Raw genomic sequence first — 22,540 nt, forward strand, 5'->3', positions numbered from 1 at the left:
GGGCTCCGCGGCAGCAATGGGGGGACACGGTTATGCAGCTGGTTGCGGACGAACTTGGGCTTAGCGCGAGTGACTTAGTAGGCCATCTAAGTTGCCATCACCTGAGCGTCCTTAACCGGGCCGTTGCGGAGGGAAAGCTCGCAAAGCCCTCCCATTGGGACCCGCAGCTTGAGGTTCTGCGAGAGCGCGGCGCCGTCCATGAACGGAACTTCGTGCAGCATTTGATCGACAGCGGATTGGAAGCAGCACGGATCGATGGCGTCGACGTCTCTGACGCGGCCGTTGCGGCGACCCTTCAGTCGATGGCTGCGGGAACCGAAGTTATCGTCCAGGGAGCGCTACGACACGGCCGTTGGGGCGGTCGTGCTGACATCCTGCGGCGTGTGGAGAAACCAAGCAACCTTGGCTCCTGGTCGTACGAGGTGCTCGACACCAAACTCGCACGGGAAACCAAAGCGGGAACGGTGCTCCAGCTCTGCCTCTACTCCGACCTCCTGCAGGAAGCGCAAGGCCTTGCGCCGGATCACATGCATGTGGTCGCGCCTTGGTCCGATTTCGTGCCGCAGACGTTCCGCTTCGCCGACTATGCCGCCTATTATCGCCAGGCGAAACGTCGGTTCGAGCAGTCACTCGAGCAGGAGACCGCTCCAGCCACGTATCCCGACCCGACCGCTCACTGCGACATTTGCCGCTGGCACGACACTTGCGACGGCAAGAGGCGAGATGACGATCACCCCTCGCTGATCGCTGGCGCCACGAAAGTCCAGAACAGTGAGTTCGCGCTACACGGGGCCTCGACGATGGCTGGCATAGCAGCGCTTCCTCTGCCTCTTTCCTGGCGTCCCGAACGCGGGTCAGTCGGCTCCTATCACCGCGTGCGAGAACAGGCGCGCTTGCAGGTGGAGGCTCGGGAAACCGGAGAGCGCAAGTTCGAGATGCTTGAGATCGAGCCGGGATTCGGGCTGGCGCGCCTTCCTGAACCGTCTGGCGGCGACATCTTCCTGGACCTCGAAGGCGATCCGTTCGTGGGAGAGCACGGCCTCGAATATCTCTTCGGCTACCTGTTCAGCGACGATCAGCGCCAAAGCGTCTATCGCGGCGAATGGGCTCTAAGCCGATCCGAGGAACGACAGGCTTTCGAACGGTTCGTCGATTTCGTCATTGCGCGCTGGGAGAGGTATCCGGACCTGCACATCTACCACTACGCGCCCTATGAGCCCGCAGCCCTAAAGCGTTTGATGGGAAGGTACGGCACGCGAGAAGACGAGATCGACCGCATGCTGCGCGCGGAGCTCTTCGTCGACCTCTATTCGGTGGTTCGTCACGCCGTTCGCGCCAGCGTCGAGAGCTACTCCATCAAGCGTCTCGAACCTTTCTACGGCTTTGTAAGGCGGGTGCCGCTCCCGGCGGCAAACAGCGCCCTCGTGAATTTCCAGGCGAATCTCGAACTCGGCGATGTCGCGTCCGTCAGCGAGGAAACCCGCGCGACCGTGCGCGCCTACAACGAGGATGACTGCCTCTCGACGGCCGCCCTCCGCGCATGGCTGGAGGATCGCCGCGCCGAAGCAATCGCAGCCGGATTGGAAGTCCCGCGGCCTGCGGCCGGCGATGATGGTGCGCCGAACGAGAACGTCGCCGCATGGCTTGCGCGCATCGCTCCCGTTATCGAACAGCTTCTGGAAGGTATCCCTGACGATCCTGCCGAGCGCTCGGAAGAGCAGCAGGCCCGTTGGCTGCTTGCCAACCTGCTCGATTGGCATCGGCGGGAAGCCAAGGCGACCTGGTGGGAGCTCTTTCGTCTTGCAGCGGTGCCCGCCGAAGAGTTGCTCGACGAGCGGGCCGGGCTGTCAGGCCTTGTGTTCCTCGGGGACGCCGGCGGAACGGCTCGAGCGCCCATTCACCGCTACAGTTACCCAAAGCAGGAGACTTCCTTGCGCGGTGGCGAAGACCTTCGCAACTGCGGCGGCGACAAGTTCGGAAAAGTGGAAGCGATTTCACTCGAGGAACGGACCGTCGATATCAAGAAGCGCCAGGACACCGCCAGCCTTCATCCTGAAGCCGTTTTTGCGCACAAGGTCGTCGGCGCCGAGGTAATCGCGGAGGCTCTCCTCCGCATCGGCGAGCACGTCGTGGCGAACGGGATCGAAGGCCCCGGCCCCTACCAGGCCGCGCGAGATCTGTTGTTAAGGCGCCCGCCTCCCATCGGCGAGCATCCTGTGAGGGAAGCCGGCGAAAGCACACTGGCTGCCGCACTTCGGCTGGCGGAGCAACTCGGCGAAGGCGTGCTGCCCGTGCAGGGACCGCCGGGGGCCGGAAAAACCTTCACGGCAGCGCAGATGATCTGCGCCCTCGTCAGGCAGGGCAAGACCGTCGGAATTACTGCAAACAGCCACAAGGTCATTCGGAACCTCATCGACAAGGTCATCGAGGAAGCGGACGATCTCGGGATCGACCTCCAGTCCCGCCTTAAAGCTGATGAGGTTGAGGAAAGCCTGCATAGCTTGACATTCGCCCGCCGGAGCGAAGACCTCATCGCGGCCATCGGCCAGGACGTGAACGTCGGCGGCGGAACAGCCTGGCTCTGGTCGCGCCCCGACGCATTTGAGGCGGTCGACGTGCTATTCGTCGACGAGGCGGCGCAGATGGCCCTCCCCAACGTGCTCGCCGTTTCGCAGGCGGCGAAGACGCTGGTGCTCGTGGGCGATCCCCAGCAGCTCGACCAGCCGATCCAGGGCAGCCACCCTGACGGGTGCGATGTGTCCGCCCTTCACCACATCCTCGACGGCGCCCAAACCGTCCCGCCGGATCGCGGCCTGTTCCTCGACGAAACATGGCGGCTGCACCCGGACATTTGCAGATTCACGTCGGAGCTATTCTATGGTGGGGAACTTCGTCCCCGCGAAGGCCTAGAGAGCCAGTTAATCGGTGGCGAGACACGTCTGTCCGGCGCGGGCTTGCGGTGGGTGCCCGTCACGTATAGCGGCAACCAAAGCAGTTCGCCGCAAGAGGCAGAGGCCATTGCGGACCTGGTGCAAGAAGTTATTGCGGCGGGCGTTAGTTGGACGGATCGTCTCGGGGACGTTCGTCCGTTGACGCTCGACGACATTCTCATCATCGCACCCTTCAATGCCCAGGTGTTTGAGATCCGAAAGCGCCTGCCTGGCGCACGAGTCGGTACTGTAGACAAGTTTCAGGGGCAGGAGGCGCCGATCGCCATCTATTCCACGGCGACCTCAAGCCCCGCCGATGCCCCCCGCGGCATGGAATTCCTGTACAGCCTCAACCGTTTGAATGTGGCGACGTCCCGGGCGAAATGCGTTTGTGTCCTGGTGTCGTCCCCAGTGCTCTTCCAAGCCGAGTGCCGAACGCCTCACCAGATGCGGCTGGCGAATGCACTTTGCCGCTACTTAGAACTCGCAACATCGCTTTAGCAGGATGTGCATATCTGCTAGCGCCACATCGTTAGAGGTGGGGGCCCCAACAGCATTAGAAATGACGTAACGATTTGTCACTATTTCAAAAATAGAGTTCTCATGTTTCAAAATCAAAGCCTTGTATCGAAAGTTCGCGCATGACTGTGGCGCCAAGTGCTTCCGAGATAACGATCCGCCAGACGCTTGATATCCTTGATGGGCCATTCCGCGCTGTCGCGCTCGGGGTGGCCGAGGATAGATACGCGTTTTGGCTGGGTTCCGGCATCTCATTCGGTCGTGTTGACGGGCTAAAGAAGATTATTCCTCGCGTCATCGAGTTTCTGCGGCAGCAGATCGATGCCGCGGATGGTGGTTGCCCGTTCAAAGAGGCACTCGACCGGTCGCTTGCCCTCGCAAGTCTTTCGCGTGAGGAATGGACCCGTGTGGATTTTGGGTCGGGATTCGCAACCTGGCCTGACCGCGATGCTATCGTCGGGCGCCTTACGAATAACTACGCAAGGCTGCTGGACATCACCGTTCCCGGGAAGCCGGACGACTATCTCCTGTGGGAAGGTGTGGATGTGCCAACGACATTCGCCAATCCCACAACCGAGCCTGATGTGGAGCATCTTTGCGTGGCGATGCTCGTGCTGGAGGGCACTGCCTCGGACATCGCGACGGCCAACTGGGATGGGCTCGTCGAAAAAGCGATGAATGAGCTTACTGGGAACGTACCGAAGCTTGTCGTCTGTGTCAGGTCCGAGGACCTACGTCAGGCGGCGCTCGTCGCGCAATTGATTAAGTTTCACGGCTGCGCCGTTCTCGCCGTGAAGGATCAACCGCACTACCGACCGTTTCTCGTCGGGCGCTTCTCGCAGATCAATCGTTGGGCCGCGGCTCCGGAAAACAAGGCGGTAATCGGTCGTCTCACCGACATCGCCGTCTCCAAGCCAACGCTGATGTTGGGTTTGTCGGCACAGGATTCCAACATCCAGGCGCTTTTCGCGAGCGCGGAGGCGACAATGCGATGGCCATGGCCAGGTGAGCGGCCGAGCTTCGTGTTTTCCGGCGACAAGGTCGGAGCCGATCAGGAGGCCCTGCTCAAGAACGTGTATCCCAACGATTACACTGGCGCGACGCGGACCCAGATCAATGGGCAATCCCTGATCAAGGCCTACGCGAATCCCCTCCTGATGGCTCTGCTCCTGTCCGTGATCTGTGACAAAATGAGAGCCATGGTTGACTTGGTCGAAGGCACGCTGAGCGACGATGGCAAGCAAGCCGTAAAGCAAGGCCTTATCGCTCTGAGGAACCAAATTGCCAGTGCTGACAATGGGAGCCGCCTGGACTTTGTGAAGGCGTTCGCCGACCAGGCGTCGCGCACGATGACGATGTTCAGGGATGGCTCGGCTGGGACGGTACCGCGCCGGTACAATCCCTTGACGTCGGTGCCTCTGCACCACGTGGCGGGCGATCACAACATTCCTTCCTCCGGACTGGCTGAGGTGGCCGTCACCGCTGGCATATTGGGCATTGGCCTCGAAAGCGGCGCTTGGACGTTGGAAGGAGTGGACCCTTCGGATCCCACTGCCGGTATCGTTCGCGTGTCGACCGCGGCCGCCAGCACGAAGGTTGTTCTTGCCGCGAACGGTCGAGCCGCGGTTCGACTGCAGCAGAACGGTCACATCGTTGACGAGGAGGACGCCGTGCTTGTCTACAGCGCCGAAAAGCCCCCCACAATGCCACGGTCGCCGCGTAGCTCCCCTGGCCGGACGGGCCACTTAGGCTTGCGCGAGGTCAGCATATACGATCTCCTGCAACGCGTGATCGGGGCTGCTGATCTCGTACAGTATTTCCGTGAGGAGGCTGCGATATGAGCGCTTCCACGCCTATAGAAGGCGTTGTCGAGATCCTAACTGGATCGGGCTATCGGCGACTCCCGTCGCCGCTTTCGATTGCCGGGCTTTCTTTCGAGTTCCCTGCCGCACTGATCGGCGAGAACCCATCTCCTGATCTCGTCCTGGTTGCGGACACGGCTTTTGAGGCCGACACGCGAATCCTTCGCAAGGTAGAGGGCGTAGCCCGCGCCCTCGATGTCGCCCGGTCGAAACGCCCGCTCACCGCCATTTTGGTCGGACCTCGGCCGGCCGGAACGGTTCTCGATGCTATGACGAAGGTCTGCCGGGTCCTGCCCACCGGTGTCATCCAGCCCGACGACACCAGTGGCCTGTTACAGAATTGGCTGGCGGTTTTGCTTCCCCTTGCGCTGCCCGAACCGAGCCAGAACGCCACGGAGCCGCTTGAATCAATCGCCCAGCGCTCGAATGATCTGGACGACAGCGTCGTTGAGGTCGTCGCGCTGGCGGCCCAGGGAGCCAACACCGTGCAAGCGCGGCTTCATGAGCTGCTCAATACCTCGTTGAAAGTCCCTGCCGTGAAACAATCGAACGAAACAGATCGACCAGCAGGCGGAGTTTTCGAATGAGCCCAGCTCAGTTGCGGTCCATTACGCTGACCGACTTCCGCAGTATCAAAGGCACCATTTCAGTCCCGTTGGACGCGCCGATCGTCCTTGTTCACGGTCAGAACGGGGCGGGAAAGACAAGCCTGCTTTCGGGCATCGAGCTGGCTTTGACTGGAGGTGTCCCCTCGTTGGAGCGCGTCGATCCCGACTACGCCAGCCATCTGGTACACAAGGATGCCAAGTCGGCCCGTATCTGGATCAACACCGACGGCTTGCCCCGTAATGAGGCGGAGATAAATGTCGGCACTGATGGGATTTCGGGCGCCGCGCTGCTCGCCGCTGACTTGGCTCGATTCTACAGCGAGCGCTGTTTTCTTGCCCAATCCTCCTTGGGACGGCTGCTTGAATTGTACCAGGATTCCCCAAAGCGAACCGATTCCGCTCTCACCAAGTTCGTGAAGGACCTCCTTGGTCTCGATCATTTCGACGCCATCATAGACGGACTTCACGACGCGGGCGACGTTCGCCGCCTCCGATCGGGCGTGCCAGCCTATGCCGAAACAAGGGATGCGATCCCACAGATCGAAAACGAGATCGAGCGTTTGCGGAGTGGATTGGCGGCGACAGATTCCCGTATCCTCGAGCTCACTAAGCATAATGACGAGCGAACGAAGGCGATGTACGCGGTGGAACGCCATGACGGCAAAGGACGTCCGCTCACCGCCGAACAGGAGGAGCAGGAACTCATCCGGCTGGCGAATCTCAGGCGCGAGATCGAGGTCGCGCACCGCCAGTGGCAGCAGGTTTCGACTACTGACGCCTCGCGGCAGCGAGTAGCTGCCCAGCCACGCAGCGAGGCGGCGGACAACGCGTTGCAACAATGGAACGCAGCCCAGGGCCGCGAATTGAACCGACTGCTGGAACGCCTCGCTCCCTTGGTTCCTGATCTGCCGCCGGCAAGCGAAGGGCCGCAGCACGCCTATTCTGTGGCGCTCGCGTCCGCAACTCAGGAGCTTGCCCGTTGCTCGGATGTTCTGGCTAGCGACGCGCAGGCCGCACAGCGCGAGACCGATCTCAGCGGCGAATACATACGGGCAAAGGCCAGGACCGACGCCCTTGAGCAACAGATATCCGGCTATGCTGCCGAGGCCGGCACGTTGGCGCAAGCGCTCAGTGGCCTCTTACCCCACATCCACTCGGAGGATTGTCCCGTTTGTGGCCGTGATTTTAGCGAGGAATCGAAGACCCCGCTTCACGCCCATCTCTCGGCAAGGATAACGGACTTGACGGCCGTCTCCGGACAGCTGCAGGCGCTGAACAAGGATCGCGCCGCGACACTTGCGGCTGCGTCCAACGCGGAGAGGCAGCTCGGCGAAATCCGGAGCAGACGGCTTGATAATCAGACTCGTGACGCGCTCAGAACCAGACAGGCTTTGTTGCAGGAAATCCATCTTGCGCTCGAGGTCATCTCCGATAGCGTAGCCGAGGGGCAACAGCTGCTTGAGGCTGCGGCTTCGGCATCGCGTGAGCTTTCGGATTTGGCCGCCCTCGACCAAAGTGGGACGGCGCTGCGGGAGTCCCTGGTTCGCTTTGCAACGGAACTCAATCTCGACCCGATCAGCCCGACGGAATCCGTAGATGTGGCCCTGTCGCGGTTCGGGGCGGAAGCGGCCCGGCTGGAGGAGGTCTACACCTCAAACCAGAGCATTCGGCGTGAAATGCGAGGCAACACGCTTGAGGTGCAACGTCTGACTGCGGCGCGTGACCCTGTCGTGTCGGCCATTGCCACCTCGCAGGCGCGACTTGACCAACTGAATGCCGCCAAAGGGCGGGCAGACTCGATCATTCATGATGCGCGCGAGCTTGCGAAGCGCGTCGGCGAGGCGCGTACGACAGTCGTGAGGAAAGTCTTCAACGGCTCGCTCAACCGCGTCTGGCGTGACCTGTTCGTACGCTTGGCGCCCGAAGAACCGTTCGTGCCCGCTTTCGCAGTGCCTGAGACAAATGGGGGACCTGTCGAGGCCATCCTGGAAACTTGGTACCGCTCGGGCGGCAAAGGCGGAAACCCCCGGGCCATGCTGAGCGCGGGGAACCTCAATACAGCGGCACTAACGCTGTTTCTCGCTTTGCACCTGTCGGTCACTCCAGACCTTCCGTGGCTGATAATCGACGATCCAGTTCAAAGCATGGACGAAGTCCACATCGCTCAGTTTGCAGCGTTGCTGCGCACGTTGGCCAAATCGAAACTGCAGCGCCAGATCGTTGTCGCAGTCCACGAGAAACCGCTGTTCGATTACCTCGCCCTGGAATTCAGTCCGGCCTTTCAGAATGACAGGCTGATAACGATCGAACTCAGCCGAAGCGCCGATGGGCAGACTCTGATGAATTACCAGCCCCACGTCTGGCAGCCCGACAAGGCGATCGCCGCTTGATGATTCGAAGCCAGCTTAAGTGCGACTGTGGGGAGCCGATCTGAAGGCTGCTCCTTTTCCACCTTCCTGTGGCCGCAGCCAGCGAGCGAGCGACCGCCCGTCTCACCGGCGCCAAAGCTACCGTTCAAGCAGAATTGGTTCAACATCTGCCTCCTAATCATCGACATCGTCGAAGATCGTGCTGCTGTCAGCAGTAGCTGACGTCATGGAGATATTTGCCGACGTTGTCGCCTGCGCTGACCATGTGGAAGGCTCGGGCAAGGGCCTGTCGTCCTCGAGGGCGCTTATATGGGCGCTGATCTCGGCATAGAAGGTGTCGAGTGGCTCCGTCCGCCCATCCGGGAAAAAGAACGGTTCGGCCTTTTCCATGCTGTCCTTGAAGTCCTCATAGAGGCCGAGTTCATTGTCCGAAGAAAACCTCCCGCGCATATCATCCAGCAAGTTGCCGAGATCATTCAGCCATTGTTTGCGGAAGCGCGCGGCAAGATCGTCGAACTCGTCGTGGGTGAAGATCTGCTGGTACATCTTGTTCGCAAACACATCAGTCCCCATCCAGGTGATCGTGTCATCGTCCACATATTCCACGATCCTCTCCCGGGCTTCTTCAGGCAGGAGACCGTAGGAGTTGAGGGCCGCCAGGAGCAGCAGGCCGCCGGATGAAAGGTTGCGGGGGATTGTCGTTTCTGCCCATTCGAGAATGTCTGGGCGTGCAGTGACGATCTTGCCAAGAAAGCCGTCACCAGCACGGGCACCAAGGAACGATTTGAAAATCTCGTCGAGCGGATGATCCTGAAACCGCTCCAAGAGCACTGCAAACAGCGAGGCCGGGACGCGGACATGGGCATGTTCACTAGTCAACGGTGCACATACGACCTCGCGCATTAGCCGATCGATCTTCGCGCCGTGCACATAAAGCTCGATCAGTTCAGGGGAGCGGGCGATTATCTCGGCGAATGCGTCGGTCACGGTCGGATGTCGGAACACCCAGCGGTCACCGTCTTGAGCCGAAAGGCGCCGGGTCAGGCTGTCATTCAAATGCTCCATTGCCATGGCCACAGCCGCGGGCTGCACGCCCAAGAGCCGAGTGACCATTTCGAGCGCCGGGTGCTGCCCGATCGGCGATGGCACGCCGCTTTCCGAATTGAGGAAAATCAAGGCGATCGCGCCAAGGGAGGGCGCGTCAAGCTGTTCGAGCACTTCGGTCAGAAACTCGACCGGCTGCTCGACAAGCTCCTTCATCCGACCCGCGCTCAGCTTCAGCTTGCTGGTGAACAGCGGATCACCGAGCCGTCGTGCGGTCTCCGGCAGAAATGCCTTGTTGGCGGCGACAGCGGCCATAAACGGCTTCAGCCGCTGGCGCATTGCCTGGGGTTGGACCCGGCGGACGTGATTGTAGAGCATCTGCGCGCGCTCATTGTCGGTCAGCTCTTGGACATTCACGACGACCTGGCTCTCCTTGAACAAGGGGAACGCGCTCTGCTTTAGGTGGGACCGGGCCGCTCCCCAAATATAGTTGCGGGACGTGAAGATGATGCGGGAGCCGCCTTCGATCGCCGCCCGCAGCGTGCCGAGCTCGGCATTCCACCGGCTCATCCGATCCAGGTCGAAGTGATTGGACCCGAAGGCATCGTCAACCCACAGCAACTGCTTCTCGCCAGGGTGCCAAAAATGCAGCTGGTCTGGCGCGTTGATCTTCACGGCGCCGATACAGCCGTCGTCGAGTGCGCCCAGCGCCAGGATCGCCGCGATCGTCGATTTGCCCGAGGCTGGATCTCCCAGCAGGATTACGAAGCGATGCTCTTGGAGCGCCTTAACCGCCTGTCGATAGGCGTCGGTCGGCACGAAGCAGCTGAGATCGGATCCCATATTGTCGAGGATCGCCTTGGCCTGCTTGTAGGCATGGTCGGTAATGATGTGTGAGAGGTCGCCGATCCCGTAGATCCGTGGCACCAGCATGCGCAGACGCACACTCTGGTCCAGCTGTTGCTGGATCCACGAGCCGCCAAACACCTGGCATCGCTTAACGCCTGCCGCGTTGAAGGCGGCGCAAATCTCCTTGTCCGCTTCACCCGATACGCCCGCATTGGTTAAGATCACATAATCCTCAGCGAGCCCGTTCTGAGCCAGCAGCACTGCCTTCGGCAGCTCGCTCTTGAGGTTGGCCAGCGTGAGGTTGGCGCCCGGTTTCCCCGTGTACTTGCACTGGAGCGTCGACTTGATCGGCTGACCGTCGTCACCGGTCCAAGTCCCGAGAAACGCTCCGTCTCGACCTCCATCGTTCGACCCCAGGAAGGTCTGCACCGGGCGTTTCAGGATCTCGGCCGTGACGGCCGTGGCGAGATCCTGAAAAGCCTTCCAGCCCAATTTTGTCAGATCAAACGTCATCGCTGTGTTTCGCCTGCCGCGAGATCATTCATCCTGATGGTGGATTGGAACTTGTCGCTGAGGACAAGATCCAGAGAGCACCCCTGAAGGCATTTCGCCTTCAACGACCTCTGTGTTTGGCTCTTCGTCGTCCCCGTCGCTCTTCCCGCTCACCAATCCCGTCGGAACGTCCCCCGCCAGCAGCTTCTCTTTCGACAGCAGCCCGGCGTCCTCGAGCGCCTCGAAATCCGGCAGCTGGCGCAGCGTGTCGAGCCCGAACTGCGACAGAAAATTCTTGGTCGTCACATAGGTGTAAGGCGCCCCCGGCTGCGGACTGCGCGGTCCCGAGGCGATCAGGTCCTGCGCGCGCAGCACGCCGATCAGGTCGCGCGACACCTCCTTGCCGAAGAAGGAAGACAGCTCGCCGCGTGTGATCGGCTGGAAATAGGCGATGCACATCAGCACGAGCGCCTCCGACTGCGTCAGCTCTTTTGCACCCTGCCCCGCTGGCGTGCCGAAAGCAGCGTGGATGACGTCGCCAAAGACCTTTTTGGTGCGGTGCTGCCAGCCGCCGGCGACCGCGACCAGTTCGTAGGGACGGCCGGCGAGCTCGGCGCTAATGTCGTCGATGACCAGGTCGAGATTGCATTTTTTTCCCACCACCCGCGCCAGCACCTCGCGCGGCACCGGTTCATTTGCCGCAAAGATCACCGCTTCGACGCGACCCATCCACTCGCGCCAGCGCAGTTCCGGCGGAAGGTGCTCGAGCTCGGTGTCCAGCAGCGCCGGCTGCTCGTTTATCTTGCGGCGGACGGAGGCTTGGCTCATCGCTAGAGCCCAAACAGCCGGAAGGTGGGACGGCCCGACAGCTCGCGCACGGCATCCAGTTGCTGGAGGCGCTCGAACAGCCGTCGGGCCGCAAAGCGCGACAGGTTTTTGGTCGTCAGCGATCCGGCGACGGCATCTTCATTCAGAAGCAAGAAAATCACGTCGCCGGCGCCCTTAGCCCGCAGTTTCGGCGCCACCGCCAGAAGTTTTTCGGCGCGGCGCGACAACTCGCTGGCCAGCCGGCAGACCTCCGCCGCCGCTTGCACCAGCGCGAGGCAGACCGCGCGCTCGAAACCTCTTTCGCCCGGTCGGATGCGGCTGCCGCCGGCCTCGGTGCGGAAGGCCGGGCCATAAGCCTGGGCCATCAGCAGCGGCAGCGGCCGTGGCCAGCGCAGGCTTTGCGCCAGCACCAGGTCGGCGAGCCACCAGGCCAAAAGCTCGGCACCGGGACGCATGGCGACGACGCGAGCGGCGATTGCCGCCGTGGCGAACGGCGCCGGCCGCTGCGACCCCGCCACGTCCTCGATCTCCATGCTCAGGTCGGCGAGCGCCTCATCGTCCCGGGCGAGCCCGAGCATCTCGGCCACTTTTGCCAGCCGATCGGCGCTGACCGCCGGCGGCTGCAACGCCAGCTGGCGCCAGGCGCCAAAAATGGCGCCGGCGGGACCGGGATCGGCGCCGGCAGGGCAAAGCTGCCAGGCATCGCGCAGGGCGGCTTCATCCTCGGCGCGGCCGGCCAGCCGCATGCTGGCGGCGGCGCAGCGGAGCGCCAGCCGCTGGCGCCAGGCGCCGACCCAGGCCGGCTGCGCCCGAGCGATCGTGTCAACGGCACCCAGGGCGGCGCCGGCCCGGAAAGCGGCGTCTGCGTCATGCGGAGCACCACCGGCCGTGAGCGCCCAGGCCGGGACGGTCGGCGGCGGAGCAGGATTGGCGGTCGCGGGATCGAGGCGAATCATGATTTTGAGGGTAAAGTGGCCGTGCGCTTTCTGCCACGATTTTCGGCATAAAACGCACAGCTTGTCGGAGCGACAAAACGAATGATAATGTTGCCTTATCAGTCGCTTACGCCTTCAGTACTTCCATCACCGTTAAATTAGCCGGATAATCATTAACCTCTCGATGGAGCACCCTCCAGGCACACCTGGACGAAGATTCCGTGCGGCCATATCACGAAACACTCGGCCCGCTCCTCTGCCGGCCGATGGTCCATGAAATCCCCTCCCGCCCCATGATGCCAGAGACGTCTTTGCCAATTTGACGGTCGAGCGCCGGCCGCCATGGCACAAGGGTGAACTCGCGCGATTTCTCAACCACTGCATATTTGCCGCTGGCAAGCTCGATCGATCGGCGCAACGTGCCCTGTATTCGATCTCCGGTCTGGGCTTCGGCATAGGGCATGCCAAACTCTTCCGAGAGCTGACCGGCAACCCGGTTCAGCTCGCGCTGACGCAAGACCGAAATCATGTTGGTGCGATAGACGATCCGGTCCTGGTCTTCACGCGCAAGGCTCTGCGCGATCAGCCACTGCCGCCGGCGGGATTGTGCCTCCCGCACCTCGCGGCCAAAACCGGAGTCCCGTAAGGGCTCCGCTCTGTCGGAGACCAGCTCGCGGTCGATCCAGGTGGCGCCGTCGAATCCAAGCTGCTGCTGCAGCGTCATCGATGAGAGCTTTTCGATGACCACAGGGGCCGCCCTAGCCAGCCGACGCTCATAGTCGGCAACACGGTCGAGATGATCCGGCGTGACGATCCACGTGCCGTCCGGTTGTCGCTCAACACCGGCAGTAGCACGCCGGATCGCCTCCAGCCGCCGCACATGCGTTTCGGCAAAGCGTTCGGTAGCCGATGCGTCGTGCTTCAGATGTATATCGATGCTGTAGCGACCGTCGTGGGCGGTGGCAATCTCGGCGGTCGTCAGGTCGACTTGCCTCGGCTCCGTGCTCCTAGGCGTGACACGGACAATGCTGCCGTCCGGAGTCGTCTCGGTGGCTTCACCTTTGCCGATGTCGATGTAGTGGCTTTTGCCGTCTATGCCGTCGACGATGAGGTAATGCCTGTCATTGATCTCGTCGCTCAGCCCTCGCGCGACAACGCGGCCGACCACAGGCTCAGTATTCTGTCCCGCATCGTAGACAACACAATCAGCGACACTGCGGGCGAGTCCCTTGCTGGTCAGTTCGCGATGCATGGTCTTGATGATGTCGCCTCGCTCGCCAATGCGGCGCAGCGTTGGTTCGAGCTCATCGTCCAGGCGCCAGCGGCCCGAGCCGATTTCCGCTGCAAGATCCATCCGCTCGAGCTTGCGCAGCCGGCCCTGATGTATCGTCTGCCGAAAAGCATCCCGCCCATCCGGCGCAACAAGTCCGTCGTGATCGCGATTGCGTAGCAGCTGGCGGTCGATGCTGGTGAAGCGTTCCTGCTCCATTTCCTGGCGCAGGCGCTGCTCTATTTCGCGATCTGTGCGCGGACCAAGATCGAGGCTCACCAGCTCGGCCGCCCGCTCTCGCAGACCAGAGGAGATGTACTCGCGCGCGATCACCAGATTCTGGCCACGATCATCCTTGCCACGGACGATGATGTGGGTGTGCGGATGACCGGTGTTGAAATGGTCCACGGCAACCCAGTCGAGCTTGGTGCCGAGATCCTCTTCCATCTGCGCCATAAGGCGCCGGGTCAGTAGCTTGAGGTCGTCATACTCAATGCCGTCTTCGGCGGCGACGATGAAACGGAACTGATGCCGGTCGCCGTCGGCACGATCGAGGAAGGCTCTGCCATCGACCCGATCTTTGTCAGCACCATAGAGTTGGCCAGACTCGCCATCGCGGGTGACGCCGTCGCGCTGGAGGTAGCGCAGGTGTGCGCGCGCTCCGTCCGAACCCTTGCCGGCCAGTTTGACGACCCGTGCCTTGACGACGACACGTCGCAGCCGAAAGGCGGCGTAGCGATCGCGTGATTTGAGCAGCGCCGCAGCAGCGCCACCACGCCCTGCCCGGCTTCCTGTGAAGCGGCCGCCACGACGGGGTTTGCCGCCGGCTCGGTTGATCGCCGCCCGGACCTGGCCGGCGAAGCGCTTTCCTGCCTTCGAGCCCTGCGAGCCGATTTTGCCAAGCTTCGGCCTGAATTCATCATTCTTCACGTGAAGCTCCCGGAAATCTGGCGCCAGATCAAAGGGTTGCCGTCATCAGCCTCCAAGGCACGTGAACAGCCTCCGGCAAAAACGATGTGCAGACAAAGACTTGACCGCCTCCGGGAGGCGGTCCCTTTATCTTGCCTTCCGCGAACCTGTCCTCGCCCGCCTCCGGTCAAGCGCGCCGGCCCCCTTCCCTCGATCCGGCCTCATTGATGCGATCCAAGCGGTACCAAAATATCGCCGTTCGGATTGCTGCCAGGGACACCGTTTCTGAGGAAGAACAGCGACCGCCCTGAGGAGGTTTTCGACGCCTTTTCGGGCGGAAATTTGCCCTTGAACTCGTTGATGTCCGCAGCCGAAACTCCAGCAGCATTGAGCTTTCTGAGATATTCGACCGTCTCGGACGGCAGCGGTCGCCCGCGCCGCAAATGGTCGTCATAGCGCTCTGGCCCGGCGTTGTAGGCAGCGAACAGGCCGGGGAATCCAAAGCGGTCATACATTTCGCGAAGGTAGGCCGTCCCGGCAAAAATGTTGTCGCGCGGATCGTAGGGATCGACGCCGAGACGGTGCTCGGCGCGCATCTCTTCATAGGTCTTGGGTATGACTTGCATAAGGCCCATTGCGCCCGCACGCGAGGTGATGGGACGCCCGTCGACGATAGTCCTGCCGCCGCTCTCGGCATCCATGACGGCATAGATCCAGGCCTGCGGAACACGAAAACGTTGGCTTGCTTCCGATACGAACTGTTGCCACTTTCGAAGCTGCGGACTTAGGGAGATGGCGACCGGCTCAGCACCGGTCGAGGCGGAACAGGCGCATGGTGCAACGGCGATCATGCCCAGCATCAGGAGGGTCACTCGGTCCATAGCGGCACGAGCCTCCCGATGATGTTTTTGGCGGGCACCGGCCCGAAATACCGGCTGTCGAAAGAGCGAGGAGCCCCGCTGTTGAGCAGGAAAAACTCGTCAGCTGAGAGCGTGCGACACTCGTTCCACCAAGGCATCGCACGACCAAGCGTGTCGGTCGCGAGGCGACGCGCGACAATCTCGCCGCCAGTGATGATTACCTCGTTGAAGGCGCAGACGTGCTCGCGCGGCAGCGCGGCAATGCGCTTCACCAGCGGCACATTGCGAGGCAGATAGCCGCGCTGAGCGGAGAGATCTGCAATGAATTCCGGCGCGCGAGCGAGCGCGAGATCGCTCCGCGCAGGTGTCCCGGCGACAACCCGATAGAGACCGATCGGCGCACTTGCCGAGGCGTTCCAGACGAGCCAGGGCGTCGGTTTGGTAAAGGCAGTGAAGGCAAGCAAGCCCAGGCCAATCGCTGTCGCGGCGATCACTTTGCGGGCGCGAATTCGCCGCAGCCTGCTGCCGATCAGATGCGTGGAGGGTCGCCGGCTCATGAGCGACCTCCATCATTGGAATCGATCTCGTCCTGGTGACCTTTCGACCACTCGTCGAGCTCGTCGATGTGGTAGCGGACATAGCGGCCGTGCTTGCGGAACTTCGGGCCGGCGCCCTTGATCCGCATCTTTTCCAAGGTCCGCTGGGAAAGGCCGATATAGAAGGCAGCCTGCGCCGTGTTGAGGAACGGGCTGCCCTTCTTGGCGCGGGCGGCGCGTTCGTTTTCGTCATCCATGATGATCCTCGTTTCGCCGATGGAAGGCCGGGCCAAGGATCGGCGAGCGAGGTCGTCTGCGGGACGGGCGAAGAGTCGGTCGGGAGTTTTCGCCGCCCCTTCCGGCGCGCTAGGTTCGCGCTGGAAGACTTCGGAAGGGAGCCCCCGCGCCGGCGGCGCGAGGGCTTTTGTTCTTGCCGATCAGTCGACCGGGTTCCAGATGATGGCGTAGGTCTCGTCGTCATCCTGGCCGGCGGCGCGGCCGAGATTGGCGTAGAGTTTTCGCGGGCCGAACTCCGGGGCTGCGATCGACAGGCTCACATAGTCCTTGCCGGAAGCCTCGCCGGTCCGTGTCCAGCCCGCACCCACTTCGACCCCTTGAGTGAGCACCCGGAAGTCGGGATGATTGTCGGCGCTCTTGGCCTGGTTGGGCACGATGTCGATGTCGGCGCGGACGCTGAGGGTCTTGAGCTGGCCCTTGTAGCCGCCGTTGTCCTGCTTGGTGACGTATCCGATCGCGGTCATTTGAAGTCTCCATTTTCTCCTCGCCGGGGACCATTCCCCTGCGATGGCGGACCGTGATGGGCGCGTCCGTCCTGCCCGAACCTGCAAGGCCGCAGCGTCAGCGGAGGACCCGAGCGGACGGCTTTTTTGAAGCGAAGCGGCGCGAGGAAGCCGCCGCAGGCGGCGGGGAAAAAAGCTGGTAGCGAGGGTTTCGGGCGGGCCGGATCCGCCCATAGGTCATTAAGCCAGCCGCAGGGAAGGGTCTTCGGTGAGCACATGGAGACAGGCCAGAAACGCGGTCGCTGCAGCCAAGCAGGCGCTCAAGGCGGCCACAGGAGCGCGAACGCCTTATGCCCTGCCCGACCATATCCCGGCCATAGGGACACGCGCCGAAACTCGCAGTCCGGACGAGGTTTGACGCTCAGTTTGGGAAGGATGCGTCGCTCAGAACGGAGCGACGAAGCGCTGGTGCCGTGGACGGGTTCTGTCGCCGTTTCAAGCTGGCGGAACGGGCAAGCGGCGGCAGGGCAAGAACGCCGCCGCTCGCGCTGCGCTGATTACTGAGACACGAACAGCGACTGGACCTTCGACCATTGATCGGCGGTGCGGAAGCCACCACGTTTCGTGTAGCTTTCGACCGGGAATTTCATCCAGCGCGGCAGCCAGTCATCGACTTTCTGTCTGCCGTTTTCGCCCATGAGGAAGTCGCGAATGATCTTCTTTTGCGTCTTCACCTTTTCCGAGACATTGCCATCGGCCACAAGCCTGCCGCCGATGTCGGCGAGCATTTCATTGGCGACTTCCTTGTCGCGCAACAGCTCGAAGAAGGCATCGTCCGGCTGCCAGTAGTCGCCCATGTTGACGTTGATATGATTGCCGAGCGCTTCGACAACAGCGCTGCCGGAGGCAAGTGTTTCGGCCATCACGATGGCCAGTACGCGCATGACATCGTCATCGGAAAGCGCAAGCAGCCGAGCGAACACGCTTGCCGTGGCAAAGTCGTCGCCATTGCCGCCGGCAATGGGACCATCCTCGTCATCCGTGCCGATCAACGCCAGAACCTCGCGCCGTTTGTCGTCGAAAGCGGCTTCGGCCTTGCAGCCGGCGATGCTCGCGGCAACCGTTTCGTTGGCGGCGCGCTGCGGGTCGGGACGCACCTGCCACAGGCTTGAGCCTGTAATGGCATGCGCCACCATCAGGCGCAGTGCCGCGCCCGGATGTTCGAGCATGGCGGTGCGGGCGGCAGCGTGGCGATGCAGATCGACATAGTTCTGCATCGGCCCGCTGAGTTCAGGCCGCGACGGCTTGGCTGGCGTCTCGGCCTGCTCGCTACCCTCGTCGTTGGAGCGAGCGCGATGAGCTTCCTTGCGCGACAGGTAGCCCTCATGAGCCTCGACCTCGCCGCGCTGCGAAATGGTGATGACGACCTTTCCGCCCTTTTTCTTCGGCGTCTTTTCGTAGTCCCATGAGTGAAAATACTGGCCCGGCTCAAGCACCACCACCTCGCTCCAGCCGGCTTCAAGATAGGCATCGCGCTTGGCGGCAATCGCCTCGTTCTGCGTTTGCCAGAAGAGGTCGGCGTCGGCAAAATAGCTGTCCTCGCCGAACAGGTCGGAGACGATCAGGCCGGCATAGTCCTCGATGGCAAACAACGCCACCTTGGTGGAGATCGACTGGCCGCCGAACAGCCATTGCTTCAACTGCCAGCCGCGTGGCGCTCGGTTGTCGGGATCGGCGTAGAGCGCCAACCAGTCCTTCTGCTGCGCCTTCGATGCCATGGTGAGATGGCGCACGGTTTCGGTGTCGATCTCGTCGCGGCGATAGGCCTCGCGTATCTTCGGCAACAGATCGCCGAGCGCCAAAATGCGCTTCACCTGATGCTCGGTGATGCCGAACGTGGCGGCGACATCAGCTATGGTGCGCCCCTGCCCGATCAGCCGCGAAAACGTCTCCCATTGCGAGACTTCATCGGGGTCGAGGCGGGCGATGTTCTCGATCAGCGAAGCTTCGAGCGCGTCGGCATCGTCGCCGTCTTCCATGATGGCACAGGGCAAGGGCTCCGCCTCGCCACGCTCGTCGGCGACGGCCCTCGCCGCGAAATAGCGCCGCCGCCCGGCGACGATCTCGAAACTGTCCGGCGCGCCGTTGGGCCGCACCAGAAGCGGCACCAGCACACCGCGCGCGCGGACTGACGGCAGGATGTCGGAAATATCCGGCGCGCGCTTGGAATGCCGCATGTTGACGGCTGAAACACTCAATTGTTCGATTGAAACGTGAGCAAGCTGCATGGTTCTGTCTCCTTTTACTCGGGTTCAAATGATCCCGCCGCAACGCGGCGGGGCCGGTTTTGCGCCTACCGGCGCTTATGTTCCGCCGCGTCGGGCGGAAGCTCGGAAATGGGAAGCGAGAGAGCGGCGGCGGCCTGCCGCAAAAGCCGTTCGGCCTCGGTGATGTGGCCGGCGATACGCGCAGCCTCGGCATAGACCGAGAGCGGAAAACGCGCCTTGAAATGAAGGTCACGCTCGATGCCGAGGCCAAGCGGACCCTTGACGGCTTCAAGCTCGGCGAGGCTGACGGAACCGAGTTCGGGGAAGCCGAAGCCGAGGTCGCAAAGGCCGAACAACGTATCGCCATCCGCGTCGAGTTCGGTCAGGAGCCAGGTCGCTGCTCCGGTCGGATTGAAGAATTTGACGACAGGGATATGGTCGGTTTCGGTCTCGGCCGCGCCGTTGGCCAGCAGCCGGGCGCGCAATTCATCGGTGATCAGGATCATGTTGAGGCTCCTCGTCAAAACAGGTCGAGTTGATTGCGAGCGTTCGGCGGGAGAAAGATTCACTGGATCTTTCTCTGATCCGCCTCACCATCGAAGAGGCCGATGTCGAGTGGCTTCTGCGCGCAGACGCATCGGCGCTTCCGCAAGCAGGTTGAGCCGGTCGCGCGGTGACCCGCCTTCGCGAAGCCCGCTTCGGCGGGCGAAGTTGGCCGAACGCCGGGAACGAGCGTCTGCTCGCCTGCCGGCGTCGGCTCAGTCGCCAAGGAATGTGGACCGCGCGCGCTCATGCCGCGATCTCCCCGAGGCCCTCCGCGTCAGCAGCGTCGGCACCGAAAGCGAGCAGGAAATCAGCGGCTTTCGAAGCAAGACTGGCGGCGCGGAAGATGGCGCGGTTGTCTTCGCGCAGCACGGCGAGCCATGAGCCGATGTAGTCGGCATGGCGCACGGTCGGCTCGATGCCGAGCGTGGAGCAAACGAAAGCTGCGGCGATCTCTGCGACTAGTTCCTCACGGGCATAGGCCTTGGAGCCGAACGAGCCGGACATGTCACGGGCGAGCCGCGTTGGGTGCCCGGTCCAGTGGCCAAGCTCGTGAAAGCAAGTGCGGTAATAGTCGATCTGCTCGAAGAAAGCGGGCTGCGGCGGCAGTTGGATGAAGTCGCCGGCAGGCATGTAGAACGCGCGATCTCCGCCGATGCGGATATCCGTGCCAGACGCGCGAACAAGAGCCTCCGCCTGCGGAATGATCTCGCGTTCGGGTAGCGGCTCCGCATTACCGTAAAGGTGTTCGGGCAGGCCATCGCACTGCGAGACGTTGAAGACAGTGAAGCGCTTGAGGAAAGGAACGGCCTGTGGCTCGTCGCCATCGGTCTTGGCGCGCTCCTTCTCGCCTTTCGGAACGAAGCGGTCGGCATGAACGATGGCCGTGCCGTGCTCGCCCTTCCGGACATTGCCGCCCAGCGCAAGCGCCTGCCGGAAGGTGAGCCAATTCTGGCCAGAGTAACCGCGTTCGATCACCGCGCCCCACAGGATCAGGATATTGATCCCCGAATAGCTTCGCCCCGTGGCGGCGTTCTTCGGCAGGCCGAGCGATGCCCTGGCCTTTCCCCAAGGCTTCGCCCACGGCACGCAACCCCGCTCCAGATCGGCAATGATGCGGTCGGTGATTTCCGAATAAAGGCTGGTCCTTTGTTGCCGGCTTCCTTGGCCACCATCCTCGCCACGGGCAGGCCGCTTGCTGGTTTTGCGCATGATCTGATCTCCGCTCGCAAATCTCGCCGCGCCTTCCCCGGAAGCGGGGTGGGCGGCGAAAACGACCGGAAAGGCTCGCCGTCAGAGGCGGCCGGCATCCGAAGGACCGGAACGAATGTGGAGGACCCGGAGCGGAGCGGAGGGTTGCGGGCCGCCGCGGCGGGCCTAGAAGGGAGAGCCGCCCACCCCGCGCCGCCGGGAAGGCCACCTACCAAACCGCGCCGCCAACAGGCGGCGACCACTTCAGCCCGGAGGGCTGCATGCGCCAGGGGGCGAAGCCGGATGGCCGAGACCGCCTGAGCATCGCGAAGAAAAGCGGGTTCGGTTTATGAGCACCCGGTCCGCGCCATTAGGCGCGCTGGCGCCTTTTCAGCAACGACAGATCCTGCATCTGTCATGTTGCCGAATCTGACCTGGCTGGTGATACACTACCGACGCCAGATCTACCGTGAATCGGGATCGAGCAAATCAGCCGGGCTAACCTCGAGCACTCTTGCCAGTCGTGCAACCGTGTCGATGCTGGCTGCGTAGACAGAGCGCTCAAGGGCGCTCACATAGGTTCGGTCGACGCCAGCCTCATGTGCTAGTGCCTCTTGTGACAGCTTCTTTCGTTGGCGATGCCTGCGAAGATTGCGGGCAAAGACCTCTCGGATCTCCATGCATGAGAGGCCACTATCTTGTCGAGGATTTCACCACGGAGTATTCTCTACAAATCGTTGTTCCAAGGGCTTGCTGAGAAAAAGAAAATGATCGAAAAAATCGCAGACGAAGTCCCTTGGGCCGACAGCCTAACCGCCTACGACAATGAGCATTTCGCGATATATCTCAGGCTCCTCGACGCGTGCGCCGACAATGCCAGCGAGGAGGAGATGGCGCAGACGATATTGGGCATCGACCCAAGGCAGGAGCCAACTCGCGCTCGCAAAGCAATCCGTAGTCATCTGGACAGGACGAATTGGCTGATAACAAGCGGGTACAAGGAGCTGTTCGCAGGCTAAGTGGCCAGAGCCGCTACCGAAGAAATTGCCGGTATCCGCCATTCATGAGTGCGCGCCCGCGCCTGACCGCTCGACGCACGATGTCACGAAGATGGTCACCGGGATCGGCCCAGTCATCATCGACACGGGCCTCACCGAACAGAGCGACACCGATCTCGCGATGCAAGACGCCGGCAATGGAGCCGTCGAGCGCGCGCAGAACCCAGCGCAGCCGCGCACGCCGGGGCTCTGGTCGAAAGAACCTCGCGGGCAGCCTCCCCGTCGACCGTAGGCTGTTCAAGCATTCAAGACCACGCAGGCGCTGCTTTAGCTCCGCAGGAGGCCAGATGACGCTGGCGGTCAATCGCGCAGGCTCGAAGAGTGTTGCGCCGGAGACTGTCAGTTGCAGGTTCCTGCCATCATCCGTGAACACCACGTGTTGGTGGCCATCTCCTGTAAGAAGAACGGAGATCCGGCAAAATAGCGCGGAGAGATCGAAAGCGTCCGCAACAGGCGAGCTTTGTGCGCGTTCGGCGGCAACAGGCAGCACGTGGCTACATACGCCAGGGCACCAGAAGACGCTCGCATGACTGTCGATCGAGCTGGCAAAAAAGAAGCCCCCATCGTGAAAGATCAACATCCTCCGGCGACAGCACGGTAAGGGAAGTTCTTGATCTTAATTCAGAACGCTGCGCATGACGAAGCGCGTCCCGCACATCGTTCCGGAAATGATGATTGCGCCTTAGAAACTCCCAGGCCCAACCGCGGCTGGTAAGGTGCACCGTATAGT

18 protein-coding genes are annotated in these 22,540 nt (G+C 62.2%); 5 read left to right on the plus strand and 13 right to left on the minus strand.

Annotated elements, in window-relative coordinates; translation table 11 throughout:
* Positions 1–32 precede the first annotated feature (32 nt).
* The 4 genes from P9236_RS11715 to P9236_RS11730 all read left to right on the plus strand — a co-directional run bounded on the left by P9236_RS11715 (position 33) and on the right by P9236_RS11730 (position 8,309).
* Entirely contained in the window at positions 33–3,431 is a 3,399-nt protein-coding gene (locus tag P9236_RS11715; protein WP_278074776.1) for a TM0106 family RecB-like putative nuclease, read from the plus strand.
* 140 nt (positions 3,432–3,571) lie between these two features.
* Complete coding sequence (locus tag P9236_RS11720; protein WP_278074777.1) at positions 3,572–5,290, plus strand: SIR2 family protein; 1,719 nt, start codon at positions 3,572–3,574, stop codon at positions 5,288–5,290.
* Complete coding sequence (locus P9236_RS11725; RefSeq protein ID WP_278074778.1) at positions 5,287–5,898, plus strand: hypothetical protein; 612 nt, start codon at positions 5,287–5,289, stop codon at positions 5,896–5,898. The genes P9236_RS11720 and P9236_RS11725 overlap by 4 nt, the downstream gene beginning before the upstream one ends.
* Complete coding sequence (locus P9236_RS11730; protein ID WP_278074779.1) at positions 5,895–8,309, plus strand: AAA family ATPase; 2,415 nt, start codon at positions 5,895–5,897, stop codon at positions 8,307–8,309. The genes P9236_RS11725 and P9236_RS11730 overlap by 4 nt, the downstream gene beginning before the upstream one ends.
* A gap of 153 nt (positions 8,310–8,462) precedes the next feature.
* Here P9236_RS11730 and P9236_RS11735 read toward each other — a convergent pair whose 3' ends face one another.
* The 12 genes from P9236_RS11735 to P9236_RS11790 form a co-directional block, all read right to left on the minus strand.
* Positions 8,463–10,694, minus strand: a complete 2,232-nt coding sequence (locus P9236_RS11735; RefSeq protein WP_278074780.1) for a hypothetical protein — start codon at positions 10,692–10,694, stop codon at positions 8,463–8,465.
* Positions 10,695–10,718: 24 nt separating this feature from the next.
* Positions 10,719–11,501, minus strand: coding sequence for an SMC-Scp complex subunit ScpB (locus P9236_RS11740; RefSeq protein WP_278074781.1), 783 nt, complete (start codon positions 11,499–11,501; stop codon positions 10,719–10,721).
* Between the two features lie 2 nt (positions 11,502–11,503).
* Positions 11,504–12,457: a DUF1403 family protein gene (locus P9236_RS11745; RefSeq protein WP_278074782.1), complete on the minus strand. Its 954-nt coding sequence runs from the start codon at positions 12,455–12,457 to the stop codon at positions 11,504–11,506.
* Positions 12,458–12,668: 211 nt separating this feature from the next.
* Positions 12,669–14,636, minus strand: coding sequence for a relaxase/mobilization nuclease RlxS (rlxS, locus tag P9236_RS11750; RefSeq protein WP_278074783.1), 1,968 nt, complete (start codon positions 14,634–14,636; stop codon positions 12,669–12,671).
* Positions 14,637–14,836: 200 nt separating this feature from the next.
* Complete coding sequence (locus P9236_RS11755) at positions 14,837–15,496, minus strand: lytic transglycosylase domain-containing protein (protein ID WP_278074784.1); 660 nt, start codon at positions 15,494–15,496, stop codon at positions 14,837–14,839.
* On the minus strand, positions 15,484–16,032 hold the full coding sequence (locus P9236_RS11760) for a S26 family signal peptidase (RefSeq protein WP_278074785.1): 549 nt from the start codon (positions 16,030–16,032) through the stop codon (positions 15,484–15,486). Before P9236_RS11760 ends, P9236_RS11755 begins: the two co-directional genes overlap by 13 nt.
* Positions 16,029–16,268 (minus strand): helix-turn-helix domain-containing protein, encoded by a 240-nt coding sequence (locus P9236_RS11765; protein WP_278074786.1) that lies wholly within the window; start codon positions 16,266–16,268, stop codon positions 16,029–16,031. The genes P9236_RS11760 and P9236_RS11765 overlap by 4 nt, the downstream gene beginning before the upstream one ends.
* 180 nt (positions 16,269–16,448) lie before the next feature.
* Positions 16,449–16,772, minus strand: coding sequence for a DUF736 domain-containing protein (locus tag P9236_RS11770; protein ID WP_278074787.1), 324 nt, complete (start codon positions 16,770–16,772; stop codon positions 16,449–16,451).
* Between the two features lie 536 nt (positions 16,773–17,308).
* Complete coding sequence (locus P9236_RS11775) at positions 17,309–19,039, minus strand: ParB/RepB/Spo0J family partition protein (RefSeq protein ID WP_278074788.1); 1,731 nt, start codon at positions 19,037–19,039, stop codon at positions 17,309–17,311.
* Between the two features lie 65 nt (positions 19,040–19,104).
* On the minus strand, positions 19,105–19,524 hold the full coding sequence (locus P9236_RS11780) for a DUF2958 domain-containing protein (RefSeq protein ID WP_278074789.1): 420 nt from the start codon (positions 19,522–19,524) through the stop codon (positions 19,105–19,107).
* Between the two features lie 283 nt (positions 19,525–19,807).
* On the minus strand, positions 19,808–20,773 hold the full coding sequence (locus tag P9236_RS11785) for a zincin-like metallopeptidase domain-containing protein (protein ID WP_278074790.1): 966 nt from the start codon (positions 20,771–20,773) through the stop codon (positions 19,808–19,810).
* Between the two features lie 443 nt (positions 20,774–21,216).
* A complete protein-coding gene (locus P9236_RS11790; protein ID WP_278074791.1) occupies positions 21,217–21,432 on the minus strand; it encodes a helix-turn-helix transcriptional regulator in 216 nt (71 codons plus the stop codon).
* Between the two features lie 87 nt (positions 21,433–21,519).
* Between P9236_RS11790 and P9236_RS11795 the strand changes: the two genes are divergently transcribed.
* Positions 21,520–21,771, plus strand: coding sequence for a DUF2285 domain-containing protein (locus tag P9236_RS11795; protein ID WP_278074792.1), 252 nt, complete (start codon positions 21,520–21,522; stop codon positions 21,769–21,771).
* 13 nt (positions 21,772–21,784) lie between these two features.
* On the opposite strand, the gene P9236_RS11800 is transcribed toward P9236_RS11795, so the two are convergent.
* Positions 21,785–22,390, minus strand: a complete 606-nt coding sequence (locus P9236_RS11800; protein ID WP_278074793.1) for a DUF2285 domain-containing protein — start codon at positions 22,388–22,390, stop codon at positions 21,785–21,787.
* Between the last annotated feature and the right edge of the window lie 150 nt (positions 22,391–22,540).

The sequence above is a fragment of the Mesorhizobium sp. WSM4884 genome (assembly GCF_029625675.1).
Taxonomy (GTDB): Bacteria; Pseudomonadota; Alphaproteobacteria; order Rhizobiales; family Rhizobiaceae; genus Mesorhizobium.

Coding starts and splice junctions, on each gene's coding strand:
- P9236_RS11715 (WP_278074776.1), top strand. CDS start 33: ATGCAGCTGGTTGCGGACGAACTTGGGCTTAGCGCGAGTGACTTAGTA.
- P9236_RS11720 (WP_278074777.1), top strand. CDS start 3,572: ATGACTGTGGCGCCAAGTGCTTCCGAGATAACGATCCGCCAGACGCTT.
- P9236_RS11725 (WP_278074778.1), top strand. CDS start 5,287: ATGAGCGCTTCCACGCCTATAGAAGGCGTTGTCGAGATCCTAACTGGA.
- P9236_RS11730 (WP_278074779.1), top strand. CDS start 5,895: ATGAGCCCAGCTCAGTTGCGGTCCATTACGCTGACCGACTTCCGCAGT.
- P9236_RS11735 (WP_278074780.1), bottom strand. CDS start 10,694: ATGACGTTTGATCTGACAAAATTGGGCTGGAAGGCTTTTCAGGATCTC.
- P9236_RS11740 (WP_278074781.1), bottom strand. CDS start 11,501: ATGAGCCAAGCCTCCGTCCGCCGCAAGATAAACGAGCAGCCGGCGCTG.
- P9236_RS11745 (WP_278074782.1), bottom strand. CDS start 12,457: ATGATTCGCCTCGATCCCGCGACCGCCAATCCTGCTCCGCCGCCGACC.
- P9236_RS11755 (WP_278074784.1), bottom strand. CDS start 15,496: ATGGACCGAGTGACCCTCCTGATGCTGGGCATGATCGCCGTTGCACCA.
- P9236_RS11760 (WP_278074785.1), bottom strand. CDS start 16,032: ATGAGCCGGCGACCCTCCACGCATCTGATCGGCAGCAGGCTGCGGCGA.
- P9236_RS11765 (WP_278074786.1), bottom strand. CDS start 16,268: ATGGATGACGAAAACGAACGCGCCGCCCGCGCCAAGAAGGGCAGCCCG.
- P9236_RS11770 (WP_278074787.1), bottom strand. CDS start 16,772: ATGACCGCGATCGGATACGTCACCAAGCAGGACAACGGCGGCTACAAG.
- P9236_RS11775 (WP_278074788.1), bottom strand. CDS start 19,039: ATGCAGCTTGCTCACGTTTCAATCGAACAATTGAGTGTTTCAGCCGTC.
- P9236_RS11780 (WP_278074789.1), bottom strand. CDS start 19,524: ATGATCCTGATCACCGATGAATTGCGCGCCCGGCTGCTGGCCAACGGC.
- P9236_RS11785 (WP_278074790.1), bottom strand. CDS start 20,773: ATGCGCAAAACCAGCAAGCGGCCTGCCCGTGGCGAGGATGGTGGCCAA.
- P9236_RS11790 (WP_278074791.1), bottom strand. CDS start 21,432: ATGGAGATCCGAGAGGTCTTTGCCCGCAATCTTCGCAGGCATCGCCAA.
- P9236_RS11795 (WP_278074792.1), top strand. CDS start 21,520: ATGATCGAAAAAATCGCAGACGAAGTCCCTTGGGCCGACAGCCTAACC.
- P9236_RS11800 (WP_278074793.1), bottom strand. CDS start 22,390: ATGTTGATCTTTCACGATGGGGGCTTCTTTTTTGCCAGCTCGATCGAC.